At 75.4% G+C, this 9627-nt stretch carries 14 protein-coding genes; 7 read left to right on the plus strand and 7 right to left on the minus strand.

Features of this window, described 5'->3' with window-relative positions; genetic code table 11:
* Nucleotides 1-275: 275 nt before the first annotated feature.
* Nucleotides 276-1223: a phosphotransferase enzyme family protein gene (locus HIR71_RS15905; RefSeq protein WP_169326045.1), complete on the plus strand. Its 948-nt coding sequence runs from the start codon at nucleotides 276-278 to the stop codon at nucleotides 1221-1223.
* Between the two features lie 34 nt (nucleotides 1224-1257).
* Here the strand turns inward: HIR71_RS15905 and HIR71_RS15910 are convergent, their stop codons facing one another.
* From HIR71_RS15910 to HIR71_RS15920, 3 genes are all read right to left on the minus strand, one after another.
* Complete coding sequence (locus HIR71_RS15910) at nucleotides 1258-1749, minus strand: protein-tyrosine phosphatase family protein (protein ID WP_169326046.1); 492 nt, start codon at nucleotides 1747-1749, stop codon at nucleotides 1258-1260.
* Nucleotides 1750-1803: 54 nt separating this feature from the next.
* Complete coding sequence (locus tag HIR71_RS15915; RefSeq protein WP_311836330.1) at nucleotides 1804-2058, minus strand: PspC domain-containing protein; 255 nt, start codon at nucleotides 2056-2058, stop codon at nucleotides 1804-1806.
* 173 nt (nucleotides 2059-2231) lie between these two features.
* A complete protein-coding gene (locus HIR71_RS15920) occupies nucleotides 2232-2546 on the minus strand; it encodes a hypothetical protein (RefSeq protein WP_169326047.1) in 315 nt (104 codons plus the stop codon).
* Between the two features lie 120 nt (nucleotides 2547-2666).
* Between HIR71_RS15920 and HIR71_RS15925 the strand changes: the two genes are divergently transcribed.
* Nucleotides 2667-2972, plus strand: a complete 306-nt coding sequence (locus tag HIR71_RS15925; RefSeq protein ID WP_169326048.1) for a hypothetical protein — start codon at nucleotides 2667-2669, stop codon at nucleotides 2970-2972.
* 82 nt (nucleotides 2973-3054) lie between these two features.
* Nucleotides 3055-3252 (plus strand): DUF1918 domain-containing protein, encoded by a 198-nt coding sequence (locus HIR71_RS15930; protein ID WP_169326049.1) that lies wholly within the window; start codon nucleotides 3055-3057, stop codon nucleotides 3250-3252.
* Nucleotides 3253-3338: 86 nt separating this feature from the next.
* Here the strand turns inward: HIR71_RS15930 and HIR71_RS15935 are convergent, their stop codons facing one another.
* Together HIR71_RS15935 and HIR71_RS15940 are read right to left on the minus strand one after the other, a co-directional pair.
* Nucleotides 3339-4358: a Gfo/Idh/MocA family protein gene (locus HIR71_RS15935; protein WP_211374315.1), complete on the minus strand. Its 1020-nt coding sequence runs from the start codon at nucleotides 4356-4358 to the stop codon at nucleotides 3339-3341.
* On the minus strand, nucleotides 4340-5014 hold the full coding sequence (locus tag HIR71_RS15940) for a DoxX family protein (protein WP_169326050.1): 675 nt from the start codon (nucleotides 5012-5014) through the stop codon (nucleotides 4340-4342). Before HIR71_RS15940 ends, HIR71_RS15935 begins: the two co-directional genes overlap by 19 nt.
* Before the next feature lie 375 nt (nucleotides 5015-5389).
* Here HIR71_RS15940 and HIR71_RS15945 point away from each other — a divergent pair, with 375 nt between their 5' ends.
* Complete coding sequence (locus HIR71_RS15945) at nucleotides 5390-5740, plus strand: COG4315 family predicted lipoprotein (protein WP_211374316.1); 351 nt, start codon at nucleotides 5390-5392, stop codon at nucleotides 5738-5740.
* A 3-nt stretch (nucleotides 5741-5743) separates the two neighbouring features.
* Here the strand turns inward: HIR71_RS15945 and HIR71_RS15950 are convergent, their stop codons facing one another.
* On the minus strand, nucleotides 5744-6409 hold the full coding sequence (locus HIR71_RS15950) for an HAD-IA family hydrolase (protein WP_169326052.1): 666 nt from the start codon (nucleotides 6407-6409) through the stop codon (nucleotides 5744-5746).
* Nucleotides 6409-7086: a hypothetical protein gene (locus HIR71_RS15955; protein WP_169326053.1), complete on the minus strand. Its 678-nt coding sequence runs from the start codon at nucleotides 7084-7086 to the stop codon at nucleotides 6409-6411. Before HIR71_RS15955 ends, HIR71_RS15950 begins: the two co-directional genes overlap by 1 nt.
* Before the next feature lie 135 nt (nucleotides 7087-7221).
* Between HIR71_RS15955 and HIR71_RS15960 the strand changes: the two genes are divergently transcribed.
* The 3 genes from HIR71_RS15960 to HIR71_RS15970 all read left to right on the plus strand — a co-directional run bounded on the left by HIR71_RS15960 (nucleotide 7222) and on the right by HIR71_RS15970 (nucleotide 9313).
* Nucleotides 7222-7815: a TetR/AcrR family transcriptional regulator gene (locus tag HIR71_RS15960; RefSeq protein WP_169326054.1), complete on the plus strand. Its 594-nt coding sequence runs from the start codon at nucleotides 7222-7224 to the stop codon at nucleotides 7813-7815.
* 89 nt (nucleotides 7816-7904) lie between these two features.
* The gene (locus HIR71_RS15965) at nucleotides 7905-8870 is read left to right on the plus strand and encodes an alpha/beta fold hydrolase (protein ID WP_169326055.1); all 966 of its coding nucleotides are present in this window, start codon (nucleotides 7905-7907) and stop codon (nucleotides 8868-8870) included.
* A 143-nt stretch (nucleotides 8871-9013) separates the two neighbouring features.
* Nucleotides 9014-9313: a DUF5701 family protein gene (locus tag HIR71_RS15970; protein ID WP_211374317.1), complete on the plus strand. Its 300-nt coding sequence runs from the start codon at nucleotides 9014-9016 to the stop codon at nucleotides 9311-9313.
* The last annotated feature ends 314 nt before the right edge of the window (nucleotides 9314-9627 follow it).

Consider the following 9627-nt stretch of genomic DNA (forward strand, 5'->3'; position numbering starts at 1 on the left):
ATCTGGCACTGCTGGCAAGACGGCACCGCCTACGACCCCGACCGACACAACGCCCTGCAACGACTCCTCACCAACCAACACCACACCACCGAAACGGCGGCGGCTTGACACAGGGCTTCTCATGCGGCCACTCTGCCCGACGCCATGCCCCGCGTCGCGCCGAGACGTACCGTCGGGCCCCGGTCTGCCGATACTCTCTGGCGTCCCAACCCGGTCGAGGCATCAGCCGCCGACGTCGTGCGGTGGCTGCACTCCCTGGTCGACCGGAGCCCGCGATGCGTGTCCTTCCTTCCCCCACCCCTGCGCCCGTCCTTGCGCCCGTCGCAGTGCCCGACGACCGGCCCGACCTCCGGCCCGACGTGCCCGACGACGTGGCCGCGCCGCACGACCCGCTGCCCCTGCCGCCGGCCGGCTGGGGCGCCGCCGACGGGCTGGACGCGCTCGCCGAGGCACGGCTCGCGCTGCCCTTCGAGCTGCCCGAGGCCGACGTCGCGAGCGTGCTCACGACGATCGTGCTGCGGTCCGGTGGGTACGCGGTCAAGGTCTACCCGCCAGGGACCGACCCGCGGCACCTCGGCACCGTCGCGGCGGCCCTGACCGGAACCCGCACCGCCCACGTGGCGTCCGCGCCGCCGGTCGTGACGTCGTCGGGCGTGGTCTGCGTGTCGCGCTGGCTGACCGGCCGGCGCGCCCCCGGCTGGGTCGCGCTGGGCGCGCTCCTGCGCCGCTTCCACGACGAGCACGCGGAGGCCGACGTGCCGGCCTGGGTGCCGCTGCGCCGGCTCGACTCGCCCACGCTGGCCCTGCCCGACGACGCCGCGAACGTCCTGCTGTCGGCGCGCACCGCGCTGCTGGGCGAGCTGGCGGGCCTGACGTCTGCGCTCGGCGTCGGGCTGGTGCATGGTGACGTCTCGCTCGGCAACGCCGTGCAGGGCGCCGCCGGGCCGCGGCTGATCGACCTCGACTTCGCGGCGCGGGGACCGCGCGAGCACGACCTCGCGAGCGCGGCTCGGCGCGTGCGCAGCGGTGAGATCGACGCAGCGACGTACCGCCGGTTCTGCCGCGCGTACGGGTTCGACGTCATGACGTGGCACGGGCTCGAGGTGCTCGACGCGATCGCGGAGCTGGGCGCCGTCGCGTTCCGCGCGTGGGACGACCGTCGTCGAGGTGCCGACCGCGACTGGCTCCCCGGCGTCGTCGCGCGCTGGCGCACGCCGCTGTAGAGCGCGCCGGGGCACGCCGCTGGAGGAGGGAACGTCAGCGAGGGGCGGGCAGGGACCGGAGCCAGGCGGCGAACGCCTCGTTGTTGACCGTGCGCGGGCGGCGGTCCTGCACGTGCCGCAACGCCTCGCCGCCCGGGATCCCCAGCACCTCGCGCACCACGAGCGCGGCCAGGAGCCCGGACCGGTTGCGCCCGAACGTGCAGTGCACGAAGACGCGGCGGCCGTCGCCGATGAACCGCGCGGCCAAGTCGGCGAGGCCGCTGACGAGGGTCCAGTCCGGGAGCGTGTCACCGTCCACGAGGGGCGCCTTGACGTAGAGCAGCCCGTCGGTCGCCCCGACCGGCGGGTGGGCGTCCGGGTCCGCGATGTCGAGGACGACGTCGATGCCGGTCTCCCGCACCCAGTCGAAGTCGACCGGGCAGCCGCCCTGCCACAGCCGGCCGGGCAGCAGCTCGGTGGGCGGGTCGGCGGGGTCGACGCCGGGCAGCTCGACGGCGTCGGTGGTCAGGTCCGTGCTCGCGCTCACCCGCCGAGGCTAACCGTGGGCCCGGCCGGGCGCGCGCCCCGGGGAGCGGGCGCGTCAGGCGGTCGGGGGCGCCGGGTAGGTGATCGGCGCGGGTCGCTGCGGCTCGTTGGGCATGAGGATCCAGAGGACCGGGTAGACCACGAGCGGGCTCCCGGGCAGCACCGCCAGGACGAGCAGGAACAGGACGCGCGTCGCCCACGGGCCGATCCCGAAGCGGCGGCCCAGGCCGGCGCACACGCCGGCGAGCACCCGTCCCTCGTACGGCCGGACCAGACCCTGTCGGCTCATCGTGCTGCGGATGTCGTTCACGGTGGACGTCTCCTTCGGCGGACGCGTGGTCCGGTGCTGGGTCGAGACTGCCGGGTGAGCAGCACCTCCAGCGTGCCCCCGCCGAACCGTCCACGACATCCGGGATCACCCGGGTCGTCGCCCTGACCGCGTGCGCCGCCACCCTGAGCCGGCAGGACGTCCGTCGGGGCGGGTCAGCGCCGGCGCAGGTCGTCCGCGAGCTGCTGGGCCTGGGCCGAGACGAGGTGCACGTAGTCCTGGTACAGCAGGTCGACGAGGGAGTCGGGTGCGCTGCCCTCGTACGCCGTCAACCACCGGGCCCGGGCGTGACGCACGTCGGCGTTGGTGACGTGGACCCGCCACTGCCCGTCGAGGTCCTCGCGCACACCGTCCTCGTGCGCGCCGTCCTCGTGCGCGCCGTCCGCGGACCCGCCCCGCGCGTCCGCGCCGGACTGACGACCGCCGTCGTCGTGCGACCCCTCGCGTCCCACCCGTCCGGGCACCGCCACGCCGACCACCTCCACGCAGAGCCGTGCGCGGGTCGGCAATATCCCGACCCGAGCGATGTCACAGTCGAGGTGCGAGTGGCGGCGCGCCAGATACGCCCTGCGGCCCTCTACCCTCGCGGGATGAGCAAGCTCGACGCGCAGCGCGCACTGAAGGCCTCCCGCTACGAGGCAGCACGCGCAGCCTCGAGCGCCCGAGCGGCGTCCGCGGCGACGCGATCGGCGGCTCCCGCGGCGAAGGCACCCGGCGTCCCGGCGACCGGCGCCTCGGGGCGTGCCGCCGCGACCGCGCCGCCGTCCGCCGACGCCCCGCCCGCCGAGGCCCCCTCCGCCGAGACTCCCCTTGCCCCGTGCGGGCACCGCGGCAGCAGCGGCAAGACGTGCACGCGTCCGGCGGGGCACGCCGAGTCGAGCCACCGCTACAAGTGACGAGTCGCCGCGGGTGCCCTTCCTTCCGCACGCCCGCTGAGGCAGGCTGGGGCGGACCACGAAGTCGACGGAGGGAGGAGCCATGCGGGCATCCATCGGCGATCGGCTGCACGTGCACAGCCGATCGGTCGGTCAGACGCCTCAGCTCGCGGAGGTCGTCGAGGTCCAGGGCGACGACGGCGCGCCGCCGTACCGCGTCCGGTACGAGAACGGCCACGAGGCACTGATCTTCCCCGGGCCGGACTGCACGGTCGAGCACGCGAGCAGCGCCGCCCCCTGAGCCGGCGCTGAGGCCTGAGACGCCGCTGGGTCCTGAGCCGACGCTGAGCCGCGAGCCGACGCTGAGCCGTCACCAGGCCCGCGCGGCTACGACCCGAGGTTGCTCTGCGCGCGGTAGTCGTGCAGCAGCGCGTCGACGACGCGCGCGGTGCGTGCGGCCGTCTCCCCGGTGCTGGGGGCCGCGTCGACCGTCGAACGCCCGGTCAGCGCGTCGACGACCGCCTGAACCAGCGGGAGCTGGACGACCTCCGGGTACGGCGCCTCGATCTCCTCGACCCCGTCGGGTCGGACCACCCGGAGCGGCTCCTGGCCGAACGTCGAGAACCGGAGCGTGCCCGCGGTCCCGACCACCTCGACCTCGTCACGGTCCTCCGCGGCGTCGAACGACCACAGCCCGACGCCCTCGACCCCCGAGGCGAACGTGAACGTGCCCGCGACGAGGTCCTCGGCCGGGTAGTGGCCGCCCTGGTTGCGCGCGACGCCGGTCACGTGGGTGACCGGGCCGAGGAGCCAGTCGAGCAGGTCGAGCGTGTGCGAGCCGAGGTCGACGAAGAGCCCCCCGCCGGAGATCTCGGGGCGCACACGCCAGGGCAGGTCGGCGGTCGGCATGGTGAGCGGGCGCTGCTGGGTGCGGATCGAGACGGTCCGCGGCGTGCCGATGGCGCCGCCGTCGAGCAGGTCCTTGACCGTGCGGAACCGCGGCATCGCGCGCCGGTAGTACGCCACGAACAGCGGGACACCGGCACGCGCGCAGCCGGCGATCATCGCGTCGCACTCCGCGGCCGTGCGTGCCATCGGCTTCTCGACGTAGACCGGCTTGCCCGCGAGCGCGGCGCGACGCGTGTAGTCGCGGTGCGAGTCGGGCGGCGTGGCGACGTACACCGCGTCGACGTCGGGGTCGGCGAGGAGCGCGTCCGCGTCGTCGTACCAGCGGGCGACGCCGTGACGGCGGGCGTAGTCGGCGGCCTTGTCGGCCGAGCGGCGCATCACCGCGACGAGCTCCGACCGCTCGGCCTGCTGGAAGGCCGGCCCGCTCTTCTTCTCGGTCACGGCGCCGACGCCGACGATGCCCCAGCGCACCCGGTCCATCACGCGTGCCCCGCCCACCCCGGGGCGTCGCCGCCGTCCGCGCTGGAGCCGTCCGCACTGGAGCCGTCCGCGCTGGAGCCGTCCGTCGGGGCCGCCACGCCGTCGTCGGACGTGACGGGGTCGCCCGCGGTGCCGGGGTAGGGCGAGACCTCGGGCGTCGCGGGCGCGGTGGCCTCGGCCGTCGGCGACCCGGCGCGTCGACCGAGCTCGATCGCCACCGCCGACGCCGCCACCCCGGTCGCGAGCGCGGCGAGCGCCCACCCCGGTCCCTTGCGCTCGATGCCCAGCAGGTGGTCGAGCGAGACCGGACCGGGGCCGTCCTCGGTGATCGCGACGAGCGCGGCGATGAGCGCGAGGTTGTACTCGTACCCCCCGTTCGCCGACCACAGCCCGTTCGGCAGGTGCACCTTGCGGATCGCGGTCGTCATCGCGCCGATGATGGCGGCCGCCGCGGCCGGCGTGAGGAACCCCAGCCCGAGCAGCGCCCCGCCGCCCGCCTCCGTGGCTCCCGCGAGCACCGCATTGCGCCGCGCGGGCCGCAGCTCGAGCGAGGTCATCATCGCCTCGGTGCCCTCGATGCCCGGGCCGCCGAACGCCCCGAACAGCTTCTGGCTGCCGTGGCCGACGAACAGCCCTCCGACCAGCACCCGTGCCGCCAACCGACCGATCGTCATGGTTCCGTCCTTCCTCGAGCGGGTACTCGATCGTCCCGCCGATGCCCGGTGCGCGCGCGTCCGGTCGGGCGTCACGGCGGCGGCGCGGCTGAACCGAAGGCCGCGGGCGCACGTGGAACGGGCGGACGACGGCGCACCGGGCCGTCGCGGAGGTCGGGGGAGATCACATGCGCACCACGCGAGCCGCCGCTCTGGCCGGCGCGGTCCTGCTCACGCTCGCCGCCTGCGGGGGCGGCGGGGACGACGACGGCGCGGGCGGCACCGCGGAGACGTCCGGGTCGGAGCGCCACGACCGAGGCGACGCCGAGCCCGGATGCCGGTACAGGACCCAGCGCCTCGCCGTCGGGCACGGACGACGACGATGGCGACGACGTGGTGGACGTCGCGAGCACGTCGCTCGGCGAGGTCCTGGTCGACGCCGAGGGCATGACGCTCTACATGTTCGACCCCGACGCGCAGGGGGCGAGCACCTGCTACGACGACTGCGCGGCGGCCTGGCCCCCGCTCCTGACGGACGACGACGACCCGGACACCGGCGACGGCGCGGACGACTCGAAAGTCGGGACGGTCGCGCGGGACGACGGCACCTCGCAGGTCACCTACAACGGCTGGCCGGTCTACCTCTGGGCCCAGGACACCGCGCCCGGCGACGTGACCGGACAGGCGGTCGGCGGCAAGTGGTGGGTCCTCGACCGCGACGGCGAGCCGCCCCGCACGACGCCGTAGCACTCAGGCGAGGCGGACCCGCACCCCGCCGGGCGACACCTCGAACCGCACGGCCGCGAGGTCGCGGACCACCAGGTCGCCGTCGATCCGGTCGGCGGGCGACGTGGTCGCGAGCGCGAGCGTCGCCGCGCCCGCGGCCCGCGCGGCGACGATCCCCGCCGTCGCGTCCTCGACCACGAGGCAGTGCGTCGGGTCCACGTCGAGCCGCTCTGCACCGAGGAGGAACGGGTCGGGAGCGGGCTTGCCGCGTGCGACGTCGTCGACCGTGACGACCACGCCCGGGACCGGGAGCCCGCTGGCCCCGAGGCGGGCGGCGGCGAGCGCCCTCGTGCATGACGTGACGATCGCGCACCGGCCGGCCGGCCCCAGCGCCGCGAGTGCGTCCGCGGCGCCCGGCAGCAGCTCGATCCCCGCGGTGTCGGCGACCTCGATCTCCTCGATCCGCTGCTCGGCGTACCGCCGCTCGGCCTCCGGGCGCTCGGGGATGAGGCGCTCGATGAGCTGGGCCGACGGGACCCCGTGGAAGTCGCCGAAGCGTTCCGCGGGGATGGCCAGCTCGATCGCGAGCCGGGTCCACGACCGCTCGGCCGCCGCGACGGACGAGATCAGAGTGCCGTCGAGGTCGAACAGCACGGCGGCGAACGTGCGGTCGAGGACCGGGTGCGCCATCACCGCACCCCCGCTGCCCGCAGCTCGAGCGCGGCCAGGCGCTCGAGCGTGCGCTCGTCGAGCTCGAGCCACGCCGCAGGAGTCCCGGCGTCGCCAGTTCCGGCTTTGGTATCGGCGCGGGCATCGGCGTCGGCGTCGGCGTCGGCGTCGGCGTCGGCGTCGGCCAGGGCCTGCGCGGCAGCGAGCCGGCGCAGCGGCTGGTGCGCGATCGCCCGCAGCGCGAGCACGCGCCGCCCCTCGTCGGACCCGAGCAGCAGCCGCGCGGCACGCGCGCGCCGGGCGAAGCGGAGCCGGCCGATCGCCCACGCGACGACGACGATCGTGATCGGCCAGCCCGCGACGGAGAGCCCGGCGAGCAGGGCCGCCTGGCTGACGCCCTCCTGGAGCTGGACACCGGCCTCGCTGATCGACGCGGCCGCCCCGCTCGCCGCCGCGAACGGCGCCTCGATCTCGGTGCCGATCAGCGGGACCCGCGCGACCTGCTCGCCGACGGACGACAGCCCCGACCCGAGCGACGTCCCGGCAGCCTCGAGCCGACGACCCGGTGCCGCCCACGCGCTCACCGCTTCGTGGGCCGCACGGCCGAGCAGCACCCAGGCGACCACCCACGCCACGACGAGCAGGTCGGCGGCGACCTGCCGAGCGCGTCGTACCGGGTGGTCCGCGTAGAACTTCATCCGCCCATCGTGCCCGCTCCGTCACCGTGTGCAGCCGAAGGGGCGGGGACGGGCTCACAAGGCCGCGGATGTCGACGGCACGTGCCCGTCCACGCACGCTTGAAAGAAACGAACGGTCGTGCCATTCTCACCATCATGACCAAGGGCGAGGAGACGCGGCTCGCGGTGCTCGACGACGCCGCCGCGCTCGCGAGCCGGCTGGGTCTCGGCGGCCTCACCATCGGGACCCTCGCGACCGAGGCGCGGCTCTCCAAGAGCGGGCTCTTCGCGCACTTCGGCTCGAAGGAGAGCCTCCAGCTCCAGGTGATCGAGCACACCGAGGCGCAGTTCGTGGCCGCCGTCCTGCGTCCCGCGCTGGCCGCACCCCGCGGCGAGCCGCGCGTCCGCGCGCTGTACGAGCGCTGGGTGACCTGGAGCAGCGAGGCCCTCCCGGGCGGCTGCCTGTTCGTGGCGGCCGGCGCGGAGTTCGACGACCGCCCGGGCCCGGTCCGCGACCGGCTCGCGCGGCAGCAGCAGGGCTGGCGCGACTCGATCGCCCAGGTGTTCCGGGCCGGCGTCGCCGAGGGGCACTTCGCCGCCGACGCCGACGCCGAGCAGTTCGCCCATGAGCTCGTCGGCATCGTCCTCTCGTATCACCAGGCCACCCGCCTGCTCCTCGACCCGAAGGCGCGCACCCGCGCCGACCGCGCGTTCGAGAACCTGCTCGCAAGCCGACGACCGGTCACCTGAGGCTCCACGCCGGCCGCACGCGGCGCTCGCCGCACCCACCCCGTCCACCGCCACCCGTCACTCGACCGTCACGCACCGCAGGAGCTCACATGGCACCGTCGTCGTCGCAGAAAAGCACGATCGTTCGCCTCTACCGTCAGGCGCCCTTCCTCGGCCTGCGCGTCTCGTTCACGGTCCTCGACCGGGTGGCGCCCGCCCTGGGCGCGCGCTGGGCCGAGCGCCTGTGGTTCCGCATCCCGGCGTCGGCCACGAGGCGCGCCCCCGCGGCCGCACCCGGGCGCCGCAGCGGGCTGCTGCTCCACGGCAGGCCCGTGATGTGGGAGTCGTGGGGCGAGGGCCCGATCGTCTACCTGCTCCACGGCTGGGGCGGACGCCGCACGCAGCTCGCGGCCTTCGTCGACCCGCTGGTCGCCGCCGGGTTCCGCGTCGTCGCGGTGGACACCCCCGGGCACGGCGACTCCCCCGCCGGCGCGCACGGGCCGCGCGAGAGCACGGTGCTCGAGATGGCCGACGTGGTGCCGGCCCTCGTGCGGACCCTCGGGCCGGCGCACGCCGTCGTCGCGCACTCGCTCGGTGCGCTCGCCACGATGGTCGCCGTCGACGCCGGGGTCCCGGTCGAGCGCCTCGCCTTCGTCGCGCCGATGGGGACGGTCGAGCCGTACACCAGGCTGTTCGTCCGTCGGCTCGGCGCCGGGGAGCGCACGCGGCGCCGGATGGTCGCCCGGGTCGAGCGCCGGATCGGGATGCGGGTCGGGTTCTTCGACATCGCGGCCCTGGGCGAGCGCCTCGGCACGCGCCCCGCGCTGCTCCTGGTGCACGACCGCGCCGACCGGGAGACCCGCTGGTCCGACAGCGAGACGATCGCCGCGAGCTGGCCCGGCGCGCGGCTCGTGACGACCGAGGGCCTCGGCCACGGCCGGATCCTGGCCGACGCCGGCGTCGTCGCGCACGTCGTCGCCTTCGTCGCAGGCGCCGACGCGGACACGGGGGCCGACGCGGACCCGCGGGCGGAGGGGAACCGGCCGACGGCGGCGCTCGTTGATCAGAGGCGCTGATCACCAGGAGCTCCGGTGCCCACCGTCATCACCCCGTCGACGACGCCGTCCCCATCGTCCGCGCGGACGTCTCGCCCGCAGCACTCGCCTTCGACCCCGGGGTCGACGCCGAGGCCGAGCTCGCCCGGCAGGTGCAGGTCTATGTGGACCTCGGGTTCCCGGAGCTGCTGCGACACTCCGTGCCGCCCGAGTCCGCGCTCGAGGCGGTCACGGCGCGCGGCCGCACGCCGCTGACGGTCGACGAGGGGGTGGCGCTGGTGGTCGTGCGGCCGGACATGCTCCGACCGAACCGGTGCTTCTCGCTCATGGCATCGCGCGCGGGCAACCAGCGCGTGCCTGCGGTGTGGATCAGCGAGCGCCGCCCGAAGCTCGGCTGGTGCTGGGACCGCAACCCGCACACGTGGCTCGGCGCTGCGTCGGCGGGCGGTCGGACCGGGGCGTAAGCGATCATTCGCTTGCATCGCCCGGTCGGGTGATCCCCGGGCCGCCGCCCGCTCGACCAGGTCCATGCATGTGCACACGCCGGTGCATCCCCCGGCGATCTCTGCCACGATGCTCCGCGGGCGTCGTTCAGTGCCTGCATCGACCTGAGGGGGTTCGGCGTGAAGTTCGCGATGGGTTCGGACGTGTTGTCGACGTTGACGAGGCGGACGTCGTCGTCGGGTGAGGACCTGGGGGCGTTGGTGCGTGAGCTGGCGCAGGCCGCCGAGCCGCTGCAGGGGAAGTTCAACGGTGCGGGGCGGGCGGCGTTCGACAG

The sequence above is a fragment of the Cellulomonas fimi genome (assembly GCF_012952065.1).
Taxonomy (GTDB): Bacteria; Actinomycetota; Actinomycetes; order Actinomycetales; family Cellulomonadaceae; genus Pengzhenrongella; species Pengzhenrongella fimi_A.

Coding starts and splice junctions, on each gene's coding strand:
- HIR71_RS15960 (WP_169326054.1), top strand. CDS start 7,222: ATGACCAAGGGCGAGGAGACGCGGCTCGCGGTGCTCGACGACGCCGCC.
- HIR71_RS15925 (WP_169326048.1), top strand. CDS start 2,667: ATGAGCAAGCTCGACGCGCAGCGCGCACTGAAGGCCTCCCGCTACGAG.
- HIR71_RS15905 (WP_169326045.1), top strand. CDS start 276: ATGCGTGTCCTTCCTTCCCCCACCCCTGCGCCCGTCCTTGCGCCCGTC.
- HIR71_RS15930 (WP_169326049.1), top strand. CDS start 3,055: ATGCGGGCATCCATCGGCGATCGGCTGCACGTGCACAGCCGATCGGTC.
- HIR71_RS15955 (WP_169326053.1), bottom strand. CDS start 7,086: ATGAAGTTCTACGCGGACCACCCGGTACGACGCGCTCGGCAGGTCGCC.
- HIR71_RS15965 (WP_169326055.1), top strand. CDS start 7,905: ATGGCACCGTCGTCGTCGCAGAAAAGCACGATCGTTCGCCTCTACCGT.
- HIR71_RS15950 (WP_169326052.1), bottom strand. CDS start 6,409: ATGGCGCACCCGGTCCTCGACCGCACGTTCGCCGCCGTGCTGTTCGAC.
- HIR71_RS15940 (WP_169326050.1), bottom strand. CDS start 5,014: ATGACGATCGGTCGGTTGGCGGCACGGGTGCTGGTCGGAGGGCTGTTC.